We start from the raw sequence: 20,851 nt of genomic DNA on the forward strand, positions 1-20,851 counted from the left end.
ACTTTCAGGAAAAACATTGCCGTGTCAAGATATTCATTTTATCAAAGGCAGATGTACAGGACTTTCGGGATGAATCCTTTTTACTGTCCAGCATGCAAGGTTAAAATGATTGTATGGGAATTTTATCATTACAGATATCCGCCCCTCAAAAAATACTATTAATATTTTATTAATCCAACTAGGTTGGATATTTTGTCGTAGACATTTGTATATTTATTTGACAAAAGAAGAGGAAAAGAGGCTGACGCCTCTTTTAAAATTATCAAATATATCAGTAAATACCTAAAAAATATGAATTTAATTTCCTTATAAATAAAAAACATACCCAGTTTCGAATTTTTTCAATCTAAAATCTGGGTATATTTTTATTTTATTCTTCCTTTACCTCCACCGCCTGTGGATAAATCTCCACAATTTCATTCGCAATCTTGTCAATTTCAGCAATCAGATAATCTGTGCTCCCTCTATCGCCTTTCATAGCAATTCTTACGTGAACACAGCCTTCCTTTGCATACGGAGCAACAGTTGGATTTGACATTTCAAAATAATTTTTTAGCCTGTCGTCAATCTTCCCTTCTGGAACTCCCTTTATTTCAAGAGTTTTCATTAGTAAAATATCATTTGAATACTGTTTTAAAAGTGGCAAAACTTGATTATCCACCATCCAAGTCATTTCTCTTGGAGGCCCTGGCAATACTATTATTTTTTTATTATCTTTTTCATAAAAAAATCCTGGTGCAAGCCCAACTTCATTTTCAAGCAATTTTGAATTTTTTAAAATCGAAGCCTCTTTTCTCCCACCAGAAGCCACTTCTCCAAAGCCCTTCTCATTATATTTTTTTACAATCAAGTCATAGTACCGCTCAATCACTTCCAGCTCTTCTCCAAAATAATTAGCTACAACTTCCTTCGTAATATCATCAACCGTAGGCCCAAGCCCTCCAGTAGTAATTACCAAATCCACCCTTTTAAAAGCATTTTCCAGACACTCCATAAGCCGTCCGTAATTATCCCCAACAGTAGTCTGATAATACAAATCAATCCCAATATTTGTAAGTTTTGCCGAAATATACTGTGCATTCGTATTCACTATATCTCCTACCAGCAATTCTGTTCCAACGCATATAATTTCTGTCTTCATTTCCATTTCCTTCTTTTATTTTTTTATTTACTTTTCATTTAAAATACCGCTAAATAAGTTTCAAAATTAAAAATCCTATTCAACGGTAAATTTTATTTTTTTATTGCTTTTGATTTTTATTATTTTTTGAAAATAATCGACTCATAAGGCTTCAAAATAATTTTTTCACCTTTAATTTCAGGATTAGTTTCATAATTTGATAATAAAATCTGAGCATTTTCTAAGCCTTTAATCCCATTTTTTTCCAATTCAAATTCCGCTTCTGGTTCATAAAAGTTACTAATTACAACTAATTCTCCATTTTCTCCAACCCGTTTGTAAGCATATACATTTTTATTTTCCAAATCAATGTCTTCATACTTTCCAGTTACTATCAATTCTTCATTTCTTCTTAAATCAATTAATTTTTTGTAATGATAGAATACTGAATTTTTATCTTTTAAAGCCGCCTCAGCATTGATTGTCTTATAATTTTCAGGCACTCCAATCCATGGGGTTCCAGTCGTAAATCCTGCATTTTCAGAATCATTCCATTGAACAGGCGTTCTAGAATTATCTCTTGATTTCTGCATTAAGATTTCGATGGCTTCTTCTTCTGAACATCCTTTATCCAATAAAATTTTGTAATTATTGGTTGATTCAACATCACGATATTTACTAATATCATCAAAATACGGATTTGTCATTCCAAATTCTTCTCCCTGATAAATGTAAGGTGTGCCTTGAAGTCCATGAAGAACTGTGGCAAGCATTTTAGCCGACTCGTTATGGTATTCCTTATCATTTCCAAATCTTGACAATGCTCTTGGCTGATCGTGGTTATTCCAAAAAGTAGCATTCCAGCCGTTCCCTTCATACATTCCAATTTGCCATTTAGAGAATATTTTTTTCAATTCCACAAAATCAAACGGTGCTTTCGCCCATTTCTCCCCATTTGGATAGTCAACTTTCAGATGATGAAACGAAAATGCCATTGATAGTTCCTTTTCATCAGGATTTGAATATCTAATACAATTCTCAAGGCTTGTAGACGACATTTCTCCGACTGTAATAAGTTCTCCTCCTCCAAAGGCTTCCCTGTTCATTTCCTTCAAAAATTCATGGATTCTAGGCCCATCTGTATAAAATCTTCTTCCATCAGGGACAAATCTCGTATCAGTTCCGTCATCATTTAAAAATCTCTGATCCTTTGATATAAGATTTATAACATCCAGTCTAAATCCATCTACACCTTTATTCAGCCAAAATTTTATCATTTCATATACCTTTTTTCTTACATTTTCATTTTCCCAGTTTAAGTCAGCTTGAGTCACATCGAACAAATGTAAATAGTATTGCCCTCTCTTTTCAGAATATTGCCAGGCATTTCCACCAAATTTTGACTGCCAGTTTGTAGGCTCTTTCCCGTCAACTGCATCTTTCCATATATAGAAATCCTTATATTCAGGATCTCCAGCCTCAGACTTTTTAAACCACTCATTTTCAGTTGAAGAGTGATTTACAACAATATCCATAACTATTTTTAAATCTCTTTTATGTGCTTCCGCCAGCATTTCTTCAAAATCCGCCATTGTTCCGTAATTAGGATCAATATTGTAGTAGTCACTTATATCGTATCCATTGTCATTCTGTGGAGACTTATACATTGGAGTAATCCAGATTACTTCCACTCCAAGTTCCTTCAGATAATCAAGTTTCTCGATAATTCCCCTTATATCCCCTTCTCCACTTCCAGTCGTATCATTGAAACTCTTTGGATAAATTTGATAAACTACCGATTTATGCCACCATTTTTGATTAAAATTTTTTTTCATAAAATCAGCTCCTAACTTTTTATTTATTTCATTATTTCTTTTTAATTATACCTTATTATCCTCGTATGTACAACCAGATTCTCTACTTCTCCCTAAAAAAAAAGAGCAGTCTATGACTACTCAAACATTCACTACCACAATGGTATAAAATTTTATTTCACTACTATATAAAGCTATTAATTATCTTTATTTATTCTGCTTCCTTTCCGCCTGTATATCCAAAAACATAATCCAGATTTATATTTTTCATTGAATTAAACACACTTTGCTTTACTCCCGGATTTTTTTCTTCAAGCTCGGCTAATAAATTTTTTACTTCCCTACGTTTGCTCGAAGTTTTTCCAGCTTCGATTGTACATCCACAGTTCATTGCACGGATTCCGTTTGTTTTTGTGTAATCAATTATGTCAGCTTCCTTTACATAGATTAATGGACGAATCAACTCCAATTTCCCAGAAGTTGAAGGAACTTTTGGGGTCATTGTCTTCATTGTTCCTGCATAAAGCATGTTTATAAGAGTTGTTTCAATTACATCATCAAAATGGTGCCCAAGCGTCAATTTATTAAATCCAAGTTCCTCTACTTGCGTATACAAAATTCCACGCCTCATTTTAGCACATAAAAAACACGGATAGTCCTTTGCTTTTTCATTTGCAATTTCCCAAATATTCGTATTAATAATATCACAGTCGATATTTAACTTATCCAGATTATTTTTAAAATTATCCAAATCAGAATTTCTAAATCCTGGATTCAAGCTAACCGCCTTAAATTCAAAATTTTTCCGTCTATCTTTCTTCAATTCCTGAAACAGCTTTACTAAAAGCAGGCTATCCTTCCCACCAGACACACCAATCGCAATTTTATCCCCATCCTGTATCATATCAAAATCACTAATTGCCTTCAAAAATTTTGCCCATATACTTTTTTTATAAGTTGTTGTTATACTTTTCTCAATTTCCTTCACATCCTTCATCGGACAATCTGGAAGAATTGTCTCACATAATAAATTTACCACTTTTCTCTCCCTTAACATTTTCTTTTTTATAAACAGTATTCAAATAATAAAAAGTTGCCATTGATAAGTTTTATTACTTACTTTAAGACAACTTTCTAAAATAAAATTGTATTTAATCACAAATATCTAATTGAATTTTAAACAATTCCTAAATTTGCTGTTCCAAAATTTAATTTTTTATTTTTTTTATTTTCTTCCTCAATTACATTTCTGTATTTATTTTCAATATAATGTATTTTTTCGATAAGTCCTTCGTCCCTCGAATCAATTCTGAAAGCCGCCTTGTATTCTTCAAGTGCTTTTTTATGTCGTCCCATATGTTCGTATTTTCTAGCAAAATCAATATGTGCGATATACATGTCAAAATCAAGGAATATAGCAAGTTCATAACAGTCAACTGCTTCTGAGATTTTACCTTTTCTTGAATAAATATTTCCCAGAAGGAATAATATGAATGGCTCATCCTCCGTACTTATATCAAGTGCCTTATTAAAATTTTTCTCAGCTTTGTCAAGTTCTTCATTTTCATAGTACAAATAACCTAGAAACGCTCTCGTTTCAATTTCCTCAGGTTTCAATTTTACTAATTTCTCATAAATTTTGATTGCTTTGTCATTTTCTTTTAATGCGTGATAAATGGAAGCTAGTGTCTTTAATACTTCCACATCATCAGGATTTTCTTTTATTTTATTCAAATTTTCCTTGAGAAGCTGTTCATTATTTTCATTGTATCTTATTTCTCTAAAAATCAATGTTTCTAACATTATTTCCTACTGCTGTGGTTTCACTTTTCATTAAAATATTCCTTGTCTTTTAACTAAAAGTCTGTTTCACACAGCATCTCCTTTCCCTTTTCATTAATTTTTATTTTTATAAAATTTCAAAAAATTATTTAAAGTTTAAGTAAAAAATTCATAGTTCAGAATAAAATTTTTTTAATTCCAAATCCAAACTGAAATATTATATTTATAATTTAAATAGCGTTTAAAATTATAAAATTAAGAATTAAATTTTTGAAATTATAGAATTTATATTTAATTAAAATAAAAATTATAAAGTTATATAAATATATCCAAATTTCTTAACTTATTTTACCATAAATAACAATTTTAGTAAATAACATTATTCAGAAAATTTTTTTATGGCTTCTTAAAATTACAATTAAAAAATTGGATAAAATGGGAGAATTAAGGTTTATTTTAATTTTGCAATTTTATTTCCAACTTCCTGACTTCCAGATTTTACAGCTTTTTCATACCATTCTCTAGCTTCCTTTGTGTTTTTTTCTACACCTTTTCCAGTTGCATACAAATCTCCAAGTGCTTCATACATTGGGGCTGTAACTTTATCCATTCTGCCATCCGTTTTTTTATAAAGTTCTACTGATCTTGCATAATCTCCTGCTTTTTCATGAATTTTCCCTAGATTATATCGTGAAGTCAAATCTCCGCTGCTATCTCCAATTTCATAGTAAAATGCAGCATCATCAAGGCTCTTTTTCACTCCAAGTCCTTTTTCGGACATTATTCCCAAGTATCTTGGCCCTTTCATATCTCCACCATCTGTCGCTTTTGAAAAGAAATTGTAAGCCTTTTTGTAGTCTTTTTCCACTCCAAAACCTTCAAGATAAAGAACTCCCATATTCGTCATTGCCCTGTAGCTTCCTTTTTCAACAGCTTTTTTGCTCCATTCCATAGATTTCTTATAATCCACCTTTACTCCATTTCCATGAAGATACATTTCCCCAAGTTCAGTTTGTGCCGCCACATCTCCCTTTTGAGCTTTTTTTATTAATTCCTTCAATTTATCATCCTGTCTACTTTCAATATTTGACTTATTTTGAGAATTTTGCGATTTTTTACCTTTTTTTCCACAGCTGAATAATAAAATTAATATCAATACTGCGATAATATATTTTTTTTTCATAATTTCCCTCTTTTCTTTTTATATCCTTGTCTTTTTTACAAATCAACATTTATTGTAAATAACTTTTACATATTATGTCTTAATAACTATAAAATATTTCCATAGTTTTTTTATTTATTCCAAAATTTTATCATAAAATTTTCCCAGCTCATTCTTTTTAACTTTTAAGAAAATAAATATATCTAGTAAATTATTATCCCTGCAATTGCCGCAATTATCGTGAGCAATATTGGATTTATCTTCCATTTTAGCACAAGTGCCACCGAAACAATAAATATCACCACACTTTTCCAGTCTATAAAGTTATTTTTATCAATCAGCATTATCGCAGCCGCCAAAATCAGTCCAACAACAACAATTTTTAAGCCTGCAAACGCATTGTCCATATATTTGTTATCCTGAAATTTTAAATAGAATTTGCTAAAAACTGTCATTATAATAACTGATGGAAGAATTAATCCCAATGTAGCGACTGTCCCCATTATAAATGCCTCCCAGAATCCTGCCTCATTTCCAGTCAGATAACCAACATAAGTTGCGGCATTTAATGAAATCGGCCCCGGCGTTACTTGTGAAATTGCCACAATGTCTGTAAACTGCTGTACATTCACCCATTTATGAAAATCTACAACATCAGCCTGAATAAGTGGTAAAACTGCATATCCACCACCAAAACTGAACAACCCTATTTTAAAAAATACAAAAAATAATATCAATAATACTGTCAAATTCATTTATTTCCCCTCCAGATCATCCAGACATTCCCTAAAACAGCACCTAAAATAATCATAACGATAGGTGGGAATTTAAGAAAAGCCACCATTACTGCCACCAAAATAACAATCCACAACGTCTTTCCATTAATTTTAGCCGATTTTCCAATTGTATAGACACTTGCCGCAATTAATGCAACCACCATCGGCCTTATCGCCTTAAATGCCTTTATCACATATATATTATCTTGTATGTTGCTAAATAATGAAGCTATGACAAGAATAATTATGAACGAAGGCAATGTCGCCCCCAGCACTGTAGTTATAAGCCCCAACATTCTTTTCATCTTATATCCCACAAAAACCGAAACATTTACAGCCAATGCACCTGGTGAAGACTGAGCAAGTGCCAAAAGTTTTACAAACTCCTCTTCCTCAATCCATTTTTTCTTATTCACAATTTCATTCTGTATGAGCGGAACCATAGCATATCCACCACCAAGAGTAAACGTTCCTATCTTAAAAAAAATCCAGAATAATTCTAAATATACTTTCATTTCATTACCTTTCTGCTTCTTATTTTATTTTTCATTCTATCACAGAAACTGCAAAAAGACAACAAACTTGTCATTCAAGGACAGAGTAAAAAATTTAGGAACTATTTTTATAAAACCCGAACAATAAAATTTTTCAACAAAAGAAATTTCAAGTAAAATCAAATTTTTAAATAACAAAAAAATCAGTCAAACTTAAATTTATTTTTTTATTATTATAAATTTTATAAAATATTTTTTACTCTCTAAACGCTGTAATTACAGACTTTGTTAAATATATAGATAAATTTTGGAAAAAATGTAAAAAAATTTTAAAAAATAATTGACAAAAATATTAAATAGTGATATATTATACCTGTTAGCAATCATATAAATAGAGTGCTAATAAAATAAAAATAGTTTTTAACTAAAAAATTTAATAAGAAAAAGGTGATAGATATGGAACAAAACTTTACACAAAAAAGTATTGAGGCTATTTCAGAGGCTAATAACTTTGCGATTAGATACAGACATTCTGATATAAAGGTGGAACATTTACTGCTTGCACTTGTGGGGCAGATGGATGGATTGATTCCTAGTGTTCTTAAAAAAATGGGAATTGATACGACTGATATGATTAGGAAGATTGAGAGCAAACTGGAAAGTTTTCCTAAGATTGAAGGTGGAAATAGTGAGCCAAGAGCGAATGGAGAATTAAATAGAGTTCTCGTTGGAGCAAGAGATATTGCTAAGAAAATGGGGGACAGCTATATTAGTACAGAACATTTGTTTTTGGTAAGTTATGATAATAACAACTTTTTGAAAGATTACGGAATAAATAGGAAACAGTTTGAAACTGTGCTTGAAAGTGTAAGAGGAGGTAGAAAAATTATGACAGATAATCCAGAAAGTACATATGAAGCGTTAGATAAATTTGGAAAAGATCTGGTGGAACTGGCACGGAAAGGGAAACTCGATCCGATTATTGGGAGAGATAATGAAATTCGACGGGCTATACAGATTTTATCAAGAAGAAATAAAAATAATCCGATTCTGATTGGAGAGCCTGGAGTTGGGAAAACAGCCATTGCAGAAGGGATTGCACAAAGAATATTGAAGGGCGATGTGCCTGAAAACTTGAAGGATAAAACAATTTTCTCACTTGATATGGGTGCTTTGGTTGCAGGTGCGAAATACCGTGGGGAATTTGAGGAAAGATTGAAAGCGGTACTAGAAGAAATTGAAAAAAGTGAAGGGAGAATAATTCTTTTCATTGATGAAGTACATAATATTGTGGGAGCAGGAAAAACAGAAGGATCTATGGATGCTGGAAACCTTTTAAAGCCAATGCTTGCACGTGGGGAAATAAAGGTTATCGGAGCTACTACGATTGATGAATATAGAAAATATATCGAAAAGGATGCGGCACTTGAGCGTAGATTTCAGCCTGTAATGGTAGATGAGCCGACTGTGGAAGATACAATTTCAATTTTACGTGGATTGAAGGAAAAATTTGAAATTTTCCATGGAATTAGAATTACGGACAATGCGATAGTTACAGCTGCTACAATGAGTGACAGATATATTAATGACAGATTTTTGCCTGATAAAGCGATTGACTTGATTGACGAGGCGGCTGCAAAAGTGAAGACTGAAATTAATTCGATGCCGACAGAACTTGATGAAGTTACAAGACGTGTTATGCAGCTTGAAATTGAAAAAGTGGCACTTGAGAAGGAAAAAGATCAGGCTTCTAAGGATAGACTTGTTACATTGGAAAAAGAATTGGCAGAACTTAATGAGAAAAAGGCTGCGTTTAAGGCACAATGGGAAAGTGAAAAGCAGGAAGTTGAAAAGATTCAAAACATTAATACAGAAATTGAAAAAGTTAAACTTCAAATTGCTGATGCACAAAGAAAAAATGACTATAACAAACTGGCTGAACTGCAATACGGTAAATTGCCGGCACTGGAAAAACAAAGGGCAGATGAAGAAGAAAAAGCCAAAAATCAAAATCCAGATGCAAATAAATTATTAAAACAGGAAATTGACAGTGAAGAAATAGCAGAAATTGTTGGAAAATGGACTGGAATACCAGTTTCAAAATTGTTACAGGGAGAACGTGAAAAAATCTTACATCTTGCAGAACAAATGATGAAAAGGGTAATCGGGCAAGATGAAGCAATCACAACAATAAGCGACACAATAATCCGTTCACGTGCAGGACTGAAAGATCCAAACCGTCCAATTGGTTCATTCATTTTCCTAGGGCCAACAGGTGTTGGTAAGACTTATTTGACAAAAACTCTTGCATTTAACCTGTTTGACGATGAAAGCAATATTATTAGAATTGATATGAGTGAATATATGGATAAATTCAGCACCACAAGATTAATCGGAGCGCCTCCGGGATATGTAGGATATGAAGAAGGTGGGCAATTGACAGAAGCTGTAAGAAGAAAACCTTATTCAGTAATTTTGTTTGACGAAATTGAAAAGGCACATCCTGATGTATTTAATATTCTGTTGCAACTACTTGACGATGGAAGGCTTACAGATGGTAAAGGGAAAGTTGTAGACTTTAAGAATACAATTATCATTATGACTTCAAATATCGGAAGTGAAATTATATTGGAAGATCCGCAAGTTTCAGAGCCAACAAAAGAGGCTGTGTTAAATGAAATGAAACATAGATTCAAGCCAGAATTCTTGAACAGAATTGATGATATTATCGTATTTAAGGCATTAGGAAAAGAAAGCGTAAAAAATATTATTTCACTTATCCTTGAAGAAATAAACGATAAATTAAAGGAACAATACATAAAAATTGAATTTACAGACAAAGCTCTGGACTACATCGTAAACGAGGCTTATGACCCAGCTTATGGAGCAAGACCTCTAAAACGTTTTGTTCAAAAAGATATAGAAACTAACTTATCAAAAATGATTTTGAGCAACGAAGTACCTGAAAATAGTACGGTTGTGCTGGATAGTGATGGGGAAAAATTAATTTACGATGTGAAGAAATAAACTAGGAATTGAATAAAACTTTAAAGTATTTTTTGAAGTGATGTTTTTTTAGAAAGTAGGGAAGTATCAGAAATGGTGCTTCTCTTTTTTTAGAATAAATTTAACAAAATTTTACTATATAAAAAAAATATTGTTTGACAATTTTTTGGAAAATAAATATAATATATTTAACAAGTATAGTATTATTTTAATTGAATAAATGGGGGAATGAAAATGATAAGAAGTGAAGAAAAAAAGAAAAATTTACCAGTTGGAGTTGATAATTTTGAAACAATGATACAAAAAAATTATTATTACTTTGATAAAACTGGGTTAATTGAGGAAATTTTAAAAAATGGAACGTCACGAATACTTTTTATACGTCCACGTAGATTTGGAAAATCGCTGAATATGTCAATGTTAAAGTATTTTTTTAATATTGAAAATAAAGAAGAAAATAGAAAACTTTTTGAAAATCTGGATATTTCTAAAAGTGAATATTTTAATAGACAGGGGCAAAATCCAGTAATTTTTATAAGTTTTAAGGATTATGAAGAAACAAATTGGGAAGATGGATATAGAGGTTTAAAGGAGGAAATAAGGCAAGTTTACAAGGATTTTACATTTTTACAAGATAAGTTAAACAATGATGATTTGGTAGATTTTGATAATATTTTGAAAAGAAAAAAAGAAGCAAATTATGACAAGGCATTATTGGATTTATCGAGATATTTGTATGAATACTATGGAAAAAAAGTAATTTTGTTAATTGATGAATATGATAAGCCGATAATAAAATCACATGTAAATGGATATTATAATGCAACTCTTAATTTTTTTAAAAAGTTTTTTGAAAAGAGTGTAAAAGGTAATGATTATGCTGAAATTACAGTTATGACTGGGATTTTACGAATTGCTAAGGAAGGAATTTTTTCTGGACTGAATAATTTAAAAGTGAATACGGTTTTGAGTGATAATTATACGGAATATTTTGGTATTCTAGAAAATGAAGTTGAAGAAGCATTAAAATATTATGATTTGGATTTTGATTTAGAAGAAGTGAAAAAGTGGTACAATGGCTATCAATTTGGTAAAAATAAAGTTTACAATCCTTGGTCCGTCATTAACTTTCTGGATGACAAAAAACTTGAGGAGCATTGGATAAATACTTCGAGCAATGATGAAATTATGAATTATCTTGAAAATTCAGATGAGAATATTATTTTTGATTTTGAAGAACTTTTGAGCCATAAGAGTATCAGAAAGGAAATTTATGATTTTGTGACGTTTCAGGATATAGATTATGCCCTAAATCTGAATAGAAATAGTTATGGATTTGAAATAAAAGAAGATGGAGCAAATTATGGACAATATTTGTATGATTTTGCACATGCAAACATCTGGCAGTTTTTCCTTCACAGTGGATATTTAACTATTGATAAAAAAGTTGCTAAAAGTGTTTATGATTTAAGAATACCAAACGAGGAAATATTTGATTTTTTTAGAATTAGATTCTTATATAGGACTTATCGTGGGCATTATAGATTTTATGGGCTTGGAGAGTATTTGATAAAGGGTGATTATGAAAAGTTTGGGAAAGAAATAAAGGCATTATTAAAAAATGCGATAAGTTTTAGGGATTTGAAGGAGGAAAATTCTTATCATTTGTTTGTAATCGGGCTGGTTTCGATAATGTCAGAAAATTATTTTGTGAAATCAAATGTGGAAAGTGGGGATGGAATTCCAGATTTGGTGTTGAAACCACGAAATAAGAAAGATAAGGCATTTATATTTGAATTTAAATATTCGAGAGCGAAGGATAGCAGAAATTTGAAAAGGACTGCGAAAAGTGCTTTGAAACAGATAAATGACAGAAATTATGTGGATGGACTTAAATACGAGGGATATGAGAATGTTGTAAAAATTGGGATGGGATTCAGGAAGAAGGATGTGGAAGTTGTGGTTGACGTAGAATAAATTTAGAAATACCAAAAAGAAAATTTTTAAAAACGCTTTACAAATGTGAAAAAATTAGTTATAATGATAAATATTATGTGATAGAGGTGCAATTATTAAAAGTAAATTTACGGAGAAAAGTCAATTCTGTGAAATAAGTTGAAAGGAATAATTGCCGAAGCGTAAGGGTTGACTGTCTTTATTGCTGGGGCTATGGAGAATATCCATAGGACTGTCATTATCAATGGATAATGGGGAGCTGTCAGATATAATTCATATAAATTTTTTAAGTTTTTTAGTTTAAAATAAAAATAATAAAAATTTTTAGATATATGTTTTATATGCTGATGCTTGGTATCGGCATTTTTTATTATCCAAAAAAAACAAAATACTGAAAGGAGAAGGGAATTTTTTATTTTTAAAAAGTTTCTGTGGAAATATGAAATTATTTGGAACATCGAAAGTTAATGAAAAAGGGAATTTATCAATAGGAGGAGTGGATACGGTTGAACTTGCAAAAGAGTTTAAGACACCGCTTTATGTGATGGATCAGGAGCTTATTGAAACAACGATAGATAAAATGAAAGAGGCTTTTAAGTCGTCAAGATTTAATACAAGAATTGCTTATGCTGGAAAAGCGTTTTTGTCAACAGGGATGATTAAGCTGGTTGAGTCAAAAGGGCTGGACTTGGATGTCGTTTCAGGCGGAGAGCTTTATACTGCTTATAAAGCGGGATTTCCAATGAATAAAGTGCATTTGCATGGAAATAATAAATTGGTAAATGAAATTGAAATGGCTGTCGAATTTGGGATTGATACGATTGTTGTTGATAATGAGGACGAGATTGATAAAATTGAGAGAATTTGCCGAGAGAAAGGGAAGAAGCAGGCTGTGCTTGTGAGAATTGATCCGGGAATTGAGGCACATACTCATCATTATATAAAGACTTCTGGGCTTACTTCAAAATTTGGAATTTCATTGTTTCAGGATAATTTATTTGATATAATTAAAAGGCTGAATGATAGTGAATGGATTGAATTTAAAGGATTTCATACACATATTGGTTCGCAAATTTTCCAATCGGCATTCTTTATATTTGCTCTAGATGAAATTTTTAAATATTTGGATAAATTGAAAAAGGAATTGGGAATAGTAGTTCATACAGTAAATATGGGTGGAGGATTTGGAGTTTATTATAAGGAAGGGGACGATCCGAAACCGATAGAGGAAGTTTTGAGTGAAATAATAACGTATACGGAAGCAATGGAAATTAAATATCAGATTGGATTTAAGGAGCTTTGTATTGAGCCGGGAAGAAGTATCGTTGGAAATGCGGGAACAACTTTGTATGAAGTTGGTGGAATAAAGGAAACAGTTGGTGGAAAAACGTACGTATTTATAGATGGTGGAATGTCGGATAACATAAGAACGGCACTTTATCAAGCGGAATATGAGGCTGGAGTTGTGAGCAAGCTGAATGATACGGATGTAAGAGAAATAACTTTAGCAGGAAAACTGTGTGAATCTGGGGATATTATCATTGAAAAGGGAAAATTGCCAAAAGCAACAGAAATTGGAGATATTGTGGCAGTAACGACAACAGGGGCATATTGTTACACAATGTCAAGCAATTATAACAGAATGATGCGTCCAGCAGTTGTATTTGTAAAGGATGGAAAAGCTAAAGTTGCGGTAAAAAGGGAAACATTGGATGATCTGATTAGAAATGATGAAATTTTTGATTTATAAAAAATAAGAAAGAGGTGAATTTATTGTGATTATTGTGCATAAATATGGTGGAACTTCGGTTGCTACAACGGAGAAAATAATGAATATCGCAAAATATCTGGGAAGTGTGAAGGATTCTGGAAACGATGTGGTTGTCGTGGTTTCAGCAATGGGAAAAACTACAGATGCCTTAATAAAATTGGCTCACGAAATTACCGATAAACCTGACTTGAGAGAAATGGACAGGCTGATGTCAACTGGAGAACAGCAGACAATCGCATTACTTAGCATTGCTTTACAGACGCTTGGGTATGAAGCTATCTCGCTTACAGGAGCTCAGGCTGGAATAAAGACGAGCGGGCATTATACAAAAAATAGAATTGAGGACATTAACGGAAAAGAGATAAAGGAACATTTGTCAAAAGGGAAAATTGTAGTTGTGGCTGGATTTCAAGGAGTAAATGAAGCAGGAGATGTGACAACTCTGGGACGTGGAGGTTCTGATACTTCGGCTGTGGCTCTGGCGGCTGCACTTGGAGGAAAATGTGAAATTTACACAGATGTAGATGGAATTTATTCAATTGATCCGAGAGTTTATAAAGATGCCAAAAAATTGCCAGTTGTTTCTTATGATGAAATGATGGAGCTGGCTTTTCTAGGAGCTGGAGTAATGGAGCCAAGAGCTGTTGAGCTTGGAAGCAAATATGGTGTAGAAATTTACGTTGGAAAATCGCTTGGAGAAAAAAACGGGACGATTATAACATCGGTAGAAAAAACAAAGGAGAATAAGGAAATGGAGCAAAAAGTAATAACAGGAGTATCAATCAATGAAAACATGGTAATGGTAAACGTGGAGGAAATCCCAACAAATGCACAAAATGTGTATGAAATTTTTGAAAAAGCTGAAGCAAATGGAATAAATATTGACATAATAAGCCAAAATGATGTAACAAGCCTTCACGGAAGTTTTGCCTTCACTTGTCCAAAAACAGACATTGCCGCACTTGAAAAAATTGGAGAAGAAATAGAAGTAAAATTTCCAAAAACATCATTTATAATAAATCCTTACATTACAAAAGTTTCAGTAGTAGGAATCGGACTGATAAGTAACATTGGAGTAGCTGCCAAAATGTTTAGAATCCTTTCAGAAAACGATATAAGTTTTCATCAGGTTTCTACTTCTGAAATCAGTATTTCATTAGTTGTAGATGAAGTTATGGGGAAAAAAGTGGCTGAGTTATTTGCGAAGGAATTTGATTTGTAGAAGGAAGGTTTGAATGAAAAAAATAGTAATTTTATTAATGTTGATTATAGGAATGATTTCTTTTGGTAATAATTATCAAAATAATTCAGAACTTGAAAAAGAAGTCAAGCAAATGATTAATAATTTTAATCAGCTTGAAAAAGATAAGCTATTTTCTGAATTAATGAAAAAGAAAACAAAATTAACGCTTGAAACAATAAAGATTAATGGTGCAGAGCCAGAGGATAATTCTAAGCAAAAATCATTTATGGCAGTAATGGAGATGGTAACAGAACAGCATTTAAAAAATTTAATTTACAATTCAAAAATTGAACTGGAAGATATAGAATATATGTCAAAAAATAAAGCTAATGTTTCAATAACTTTGAAAATGATAGATGGAATGGAACTTTTGAAAAGTTCAAAAAAATATCTTATGAGTAAATATGGAAAAGGTGGAAAATATTTAGATACAGATATATTTTTAGATGAAAAAGTCAAGAATGATGTAATGAAATATTTTGATGAACATACAAAAGAATTGATGAAAAATGATGATAATAATGAAATAGTTGATATTGAATTGGAATTTGCTTTAAAAAATGGTAAATGGATTAGTAATGAAACTATATCAAAGTATCTTTTTAAGCAATTCAAAGATTATTAAAAAAAATAAATTTTATAATGTGAAATAGATAAGGTATTTTTTAAGGAAATTTTATGAGAACAGTTTTAATAACAGGGGCAAGTAGCGGGATTGGTTATGAGTTTGCCAAAATTTATGCTAAAAATGGATATAATTTGGTTGTTGTGGCACGGAATGGGGATAAATTGGAAGCCTTAAAAAAAAAGATTTTAAAGAAAATTTCTAAAGATTTGAAAATAACTGTGATTGAAGCTGACTTGTCACAGGAAAATGCTTCTGAAAGACTTTATAATCAGATAAAATCCAATAATCTTAAAATCGATACGCTTGTGAATAATGCTGGTATTGGGATTTATGGCAAGTTTTCTGAATTTGATGAGGAAATGATAAAGAAAAATGATGCAATGGTAAATCTGAATATAAAGGCAGTCGTGGAGTTGACAAGACTATTTTTGGCTGATATGATGAAAGCTGGCAATGGTGAAATATTAAATGTTTCTTCAATTGCAGCCTTTATGCCAGGGCCTCTAATGAGTACGTATTATGCGAGTAAGGCCTTTGTGCAATCATTTACAGAAGCTGTCAGGGAAGAATTGAGAGAGGATATTTGTGGAAAAAATATAAAAATATCAGCACTTTGTCCCGGCCCAACAGCTACAGGATTTGAAAAAAGCAGTAATTTAGAGGAAAGTTCGTTATTCAAAAGAATGAAAGTTATGACTGCAAAAAAAGTGGCTGAAATCGGGTATAAAGAGTTTCAGAAAGGAAAAGCAATCATAATTCCAGGAATTTTTAATAGGATTGCAGTTTTTGGAACGAGGTTTTTATCAAGAAAATTCATTGTGAAGACGGCTAGAAAGTTACAGGAAAAAAAGGAAAGTAACTAATAAAAGGGATCTGAGTATAATTTGAGAATGTTTTTTGCAAAAAATAAAAATTAATGGAGGTTTTGAAATGTTAAAATTTGAAAAATATCAAGGTGCCGGGAATGACTTTGTTATTGTTACTGAAAAGGATTTACTTGAAAAAGGGATACCTGAATATGGAGAATTTGCCAGTCAGGTTTGTGATAGACATTATGGAGTTGGTGCAGACGGGCTGATTATTTTGAAATATGTGGCAAGCATGCCGTTTATGTTTTTCTTTAATGCGGATGGAAGTCAGGCGCCGATGTGCGGAAATGGAATAAGATGTTTTTCACATTATCTTGTAAATAATCATTTGGTTGAAGGGGATGAATTTGTTGTAAAGACAGTTCCTGGTGACTTGATGATAAAAGTAAATTATGACGAGGAAAAGGATAATTTTTTAGCAAGAGTGAACATGGGGAAACCTGTTTTTAACGTAAAAAACTTGATAAACACTGAAAAAGAGCAGTTTTTAAGAGAGAAAATAAATATTGACGGAAAAGAGATTGAAATTTCGTATATTTTTATGGGAACTGATCATTCTGTGATATTTGTAAATGATTTTTCAGATTATAATATTGATGAACTTGGCAAAAAAATTGAGAATTATACTAATCTATTTCCGAAAAAAGTTAATGTGAACTTTGTAAAAGTGTATGACAGGGAACACATAGAAGTGATTACTTGGGAACGTGGAGCAGGAAGAACATTAGCTTGTGGAACAGGAGCGACAGCTTCGGCTGTACTTGCCAGAACTTTTGATTTTGTAGATAGCAAGGTAAATGTAAAAGTTCCAGGTGGACAGCTTGTTATTGAGTATGAAGGCGGGGAAAATGATGCCTTTATGACAGGGCCTAGTGAAAAAATCGCTGAAGGATTGTATAAATATCAAAGATAATTTGGATATTGTATCATTCTTAGCTTAAATAATTCATTATAAAGTTAAAATTAAAGACAATTGAACAAAGAGATTAAATCTTTTTTAGTAAATAAAAAATATTACTTATACTTTTTAGATAGAGTTCGATGCTAGTTAAAATTTTAAATAGAAATAAAATAAAAAAATTAAAATTTAGGAAACTAAATTAAGGAAAGAAGGAATAAAATGAAATTTGAAGGTTCGTATGTGGCTTTAATTACGCCATTTAAAAATAATGGGGCGGAATTGGATGAAGATAAATTAAGAGAATTGGTAAATTATCACATTGAAAACGGAACATCCGGAATTGTGCCTTGCGGAACGACTGGGGAAGCTCCGACATTGACATTTGCAGAACACGAAAAGGTAATAAAAATAGTCGTGGAGGAAGTAAAAGGAAGAATACAGGTAATCGCAGGAGCAGGCTCAAACAACACAACAAGGGCAATTGAACTTACAAAATACGCAAAGGAACTAGGAGCAGACGCAGCACTAAGCACTTGCCCATACTACAACAAACCAAGCCAAAGAGGGCTTTATGAACACTACAAAACAATTGCACAAGAAGCAAAATTTCCAATAATGCTTTACAATGTGCCAGGAAGGACAGGAACAAATATCGAAGCAGAAACAATCGCAAAACTGGCTGAACTGCCTGAAATTGTAGCTGTAAAGGAAGCAACAGGAAGCCTTGAACAAATGATAAGAATTCAGGACTTGTGTGGAGATAAAATTGAGATTCTGTCAGGAGAAGATCATCTAATCCTGCCAATGCTGTCAATCGGTGCAAAAGGAGTCGTTTCTGTAGTTGCCAACATAATGCCCCAAGAAATGAGCGATCTAATCAGTTCATTCTTAAATAAGAACTTTGACAAAGCGTTTGAACTGCACACAAAATTATACGATGTAAGCAGAAACATGTTCGTGGAAGGAAATCCTGTAACTGTGAAAGCTGCTATGAAAATACTTGGAAAACTTGACAATGACATAGTAAGATTGCCGTTGGTAGCGGCTGAGGCGGATACTTATGGGAAATTGACAAAAGTGTTTAAAGAAAAAGGGATTTTTTAATTTTTTATTTGCTAGAAAATTTTGAATTATGAAAAGAGCTGGAGTGAAATCCAGTTTTTTTGTAATAATTTTATTACTAATACTAAACCTCATTTAAATAACGTATTTATTACAAACTTTTTTAATAAAGGATATAAAATTCTTAAATAATTAAAATATAATTCTCATTGTTTAAATAAAGTCTAGTATAAATAATTTAGTTGAATGATTATAAATTAGTTATCAAACAACTTTATTATAAAAATTTATTCCTATTTTCAAAAAAATTTCAATATCAAAAATTAAGATTAATAATTTTTAATTTTTTATAATTTCACAAAAGATTTTAAATAAAAAGAAAAAAATCTAAAAAAATATCAAAAATTTTTTTGAATATTGAAAATTATGGGGTACAATATTGTTAATAGGGAAATGTTTTTAAATAATTAAAATTAGAAATTGAGAGGAATGAATAAAAATGATACACACAACGAAAGAGCTAGAAGAGATACAGAAAAATTTTATTGAGATGGAAGTGAAAAGTTTTGCACGGGAAGTTATTGAATTTATTGATGAAAGTCCCAGTGCTTATCATGTTGTGAAAAATTGTTCAGATATTTTAGAAGAAAATGGTTTTGAGAGGGTTATGCCTCGTGAAAAATGGAAACTAAAAAAAGGTGGAAAATATTTTTTGAAAAAATCCAGCTCTACTATAATTACAATTACAATTGGTGAAAATTTTGATGTGAGAAAAGGGTTTAAGATTTTTGGAGCACATACCGATTCTCCTTGTTTTAGGATAAAACCTAATCCTGAAATGGTTACAGAAAATATGGTGAGATTAAATACAGAAGTTTATGGAGCACCTATTTTGAGTACGTGGTTTGACAGACCACTTTCCATTGCTGGACGTGTTATTGTGAAAGGTGAAGATCCATTTTTTCCAAAAACTGTAAAGATTAAGATAGACGAGCCACTTTTGACAATACCAAATCTTGCTATTCATCAGAATAGAGAAGTAAACAATGGAGTAAAAATTGATAAACAGAATGATGTTTTGCCTGTAATTTCACTTATTAATCATAATTTTGAGAAGGAAGGCTATCTTGAAAGAGTTATTTTGGAAAAGACAGGAATAAAAAAAGAAGATATAATTGATTTTGACTTGTATTTATATGCAACGGAAAAAGGATGCCTGTTAGGAGCAAATGAGGAGTTTATGTCATCACCAAAACTTGACAATCTTGCTTCTGTCTACACAGGGCTGATTGGACTCGTGGAAGCTGAAGAAAATCAGGATAGAATCAATATTTTTGTAGCTTTTGACAACGAGGAGATAGGAAGTGCCACAAAACAGGGGGCAGATTCCAATTATTTGTTAAATACGCTTGAAAAAATTTCACTGGCACTTGGACTTGATAGAAGCGATTTTTTACAAATGCTTGAAAGTTCTTATATTTTATCAGCTGATGCGGCACATGCAGCCCACCCTGCACATTTAGGAAAAACAGATCCTACAAATCGTGGAAGAATAAACGAAGGAATTTCAATAAAAATTAGCGCAAAACAGAAATATACATCCGATGGATATTCAATTGCTGTAATTAGACAGCTTATAAAAGGAACGGATATACGGATTCAGCCTTTTGTCAATGAGTCAAACGAACTTGGAGGAAGTACAATCGGTCCGCTTTCTTCAACACATCTTGATATAGACGGAGTGGATCTGGGAGTTCCGATGTTTGCGATGCATTCGGTACGTGAATTATGTGGAATTTTTGATGTGTTTTACTTAAAGGAATTAGCAAAAGAATTTTTTTCAAAAAGATGAAAAATATTATTTTCAGGGAGATAGTCAGGATTGGCTATCTTTTTTTGAATAGAGAATTTAGGAACTATTTTTATAAAACCTGTATAATAAAATTTTTAACAAAAAAGACTTCACTTAATACGAAAAAAAGACAGCAAAATCTAAGTTCTACTGCCCTTTTATTTTTTTCCTTTTTTAAGTCCTTAACTCAAACATCTATTGAATTTCTATTTGTTAAAGTTCTTCTCTTTCTTTCCAATTCTTCGTTCTAGTAAATAGCTCTAAATCCAATACCTGCCCTTACATTCTTACCTTTGGTGTCATATCCTCCATTTACTGTTACTCCAAATCTCGTGTTGTCAACTCCAATGTTCAAGTCAAACTTACCGTTTCCTTTTCTGTCATCCTTTTCCCCTCTGATTCCGAACCAGTCAGC

Annotated in this window: 16 protein-coding genes and 1 riboswitch; of the genes, 9 read left to right on the top strand and 7 right to left on the bottom strand. The window is 31.8% G+C overall.

The genetic code is table 11. The features are described from left to right. Positions 1-370 precede the first annotated feature (370 nt). From K324_RS0108220 to K324_RS0108250, 7 genes are all read right to left on the bottom strand, one after another. Complete coding sequence (locus K324_RS0108220; protein WP_026748736.1) at positions 371-1,141, bottom strand: competence/damage-inducible protein A; 771 nt, start codon at positions 1,139-1,141, stop codon at positions 371-373. 119 nt (positions 1,142-1,260) lie between these two features. Further along, the gene (gene treC, locus K324_RS0108225; RefSeq protein ID WP_026748737.1) at positions 1,261-2,955 is read right to left on the bottom strand and encodes an alpha,alpha-phosphotrehalase; all 1,695 of its coding nucleotides are present in this window, start codon (positions 2,953-2,955) and stop codon (positions 1,261-1,263) included. A gap of 190 nt (positions 2,956-3,145) precedes the next feature. After that, a complete protein-coding gene (locus tag K324_RS0108230) occupies positions 3,146-3,973 on the bottom strand; it encodes a tRNA lysidine(34) synthetase (protein ID WP_026748738.1) in 828 nt (275 codons plus the stop codon). A 137-nt stretch (positions 3,974-4,110) separates the two neighbouring features. Next, on the bottom strand, positions 4,111-4,737 hold the full coding sequence (locus tag K324_RS0108235) for a tetratricopeptide repeat protein (protein ID WP_026748739.1): 627 nt from the start codon (positions 4,735-4,737) through the stop codon (positions 4,111-4,113). A 430-nt stretch (positions 4,738-5,167) separates the two neighbouring features. After that, the gene (locus K324_RS0108240) at positions 5,168-5,899 is read right to left on the bottom strand and encodes a tetratricopeptide repeat protein (protein ID WP_026748740.1); all 732 of its coding nucleotides are present in this window, start codon (positions 5,897-5,899) and stop codon (positions 5,168-5,170) included. Between the two features lie 182 nt (positions 5,900-6,081). Continuing rightward, positions 6,082-6,633: a chromate transporter gene (locus tag K324_RS0108245; protein ID WP_026748741.1), complete on the bottom strand. Its 552-nt coding sequence runs from the start codon at positions 6,631-6,633 to the stop codon at positions 6,082-6,084. Continuing rightward, positions 6,630-7,169, bottom strand: coding sequence for a chromate transporter (locus K324_RS0108250; protein ID WP_026748742.1), 540 nt, complete (start codon positions 7,167-7,169; stop codon positions 6,630-6,632). The genes K324_RS0108245 and K324_RS0108250 overlap by 4 nt, the downstream gene beginning before the upstream one ends. 435 nt (positions 7,170-7,604) lie before the next feature. On the opposite strand from K324_RS0108250, the gene clpB reads away from it, so the two are divergent. The 9 genes from clpB to K324_RS0108295 all read left to right on the top strand — a co-directional run bounded on the left by clpB (position 7,605) and on the right by K324_RS0108295 (position 20,436). Then, positions 7,605-10,175, top strand: coding sequence for an ATP-dependent chaperone ClpB (clpB, locus tag K324_RS0108255; RefSeq protein WP_026748743.1), 2,571 nt, complete (start codon positions 7,605-7,607; stop codon positions 10,173-10,175). A gap of 213 nt (positions 10,176-10,388) precedes the next feature. After that, positions 10,389-12,131, top strand: a complete 1,743-nt coding sequence (locus tag K324_RS0108260) for an AAA family ATPase (protein WP_026748744.1) — start codon at positions 10,389-10,391, stop codon at positions 12,129-12,131. Between the two features lie 73 nt (positions 12,132-12,204). Next, positions 12,205-12,380, top strand: a riboswitch (Lysine riboswitch). A gap of 169 nt (positions 12,381-12,549) precedes the next feature. Then, positions 12,550-13,860 carry a diaminopimelate decarboxylase gene (gene lysA / locus K324_RS0108265; protein WP_026748745.1) on the top strand — a complete coding sequence of 437 codons (1,311 nt, stop codon included), beginning with the start codon at positions 12,550-12,552 and terminating at the stop codon, positions 13,858-13,860. Positions 13,861-13,885: 25 nt separating this feature from the next. Next, entirely contained in the window at positions 13,886-15,103 is a 1,218-nt protein-coding gene (locus K324_RS0108270) for an aspartate kinase (RefSeq protein ID WP_026748746.1), read from the top strand. A 13-nt stretch (positions 15,104-15,116) separates the two neighbouring features. Continuing rightward, on the top strand, positions 15,117-15,749 hold the full coding sequence (locus tag K324_RS0108275) for a hypothetical protein (RefSeq protein ID WP_026748747.1): 633 nt from the start codon (positions 15,117-15,119) through the stop codon (positions 15,747-15,749). 53 nt (positions 15,750-15,802) lie between these two features. Next, positions 15,803-16,615: an SDR family NAD(P)-dependent oxidoreductase gene (locus K324_RS0108280; protein WP_026748748.1), complete on the top strand. Its 813-nt coding sequence runs from the start codon at positions 15,803-15,805 to the stop codon at positions 16,613-16,615. Between the two features lie 67 nt (positions 16,616-16,682). After that, positions 16,683-17,534 (top strand): diaminopimelate epimerase, encoded by an 852-nt coding sequence (gene dapF, locus K324_RS0108285; protein WP_026748749.1) that lies wholly within the window; start codon positions 16,683-16,685, stop codon positions 17,532-17,534. Positions 17,535-17,741: 207 nt separating this feature from the next. Continuing rightward, the gene (dapA, locus tag K324_RS0108290) at positions 17,742-18,626 is read left to right on the top strand and encodes a 4-hydroxy-tetrahydrodipicolinate synthase (protein ID WP_026748750.1); all 885 of its coding nucleotides are present in this window, start codon (positions 17,742-17,744) and stop codon (positions 18,624-18,626) included. Positions 18,627-19,083: 457 nt separating this feature from the next. Continuing rightward, positions 19,084-20,436, top strand: coding sequence for a M18 family aminopeptidase (locus K324_RS0108295; RefSeq protein WP_026748751.1), 1,353 nt, complete (start codon positions 19,084-19,086; stop codon positions 20,434-20,436). The last annotated feature ends 415 nt before the right edge of the window (positions 20,437-20,851 follow it).

The sequence above is a fragment of the Leptotrichia trevisanii DSM 22070 genome (genome assembly GCF_000482505.1).
Lineage (GTDB): Bacteria > Fusobacteriota > Fusobacteriia > Fusobacteriales > Leptotrichiaceae > Leptotrichia > Leptotrichia trevisanii.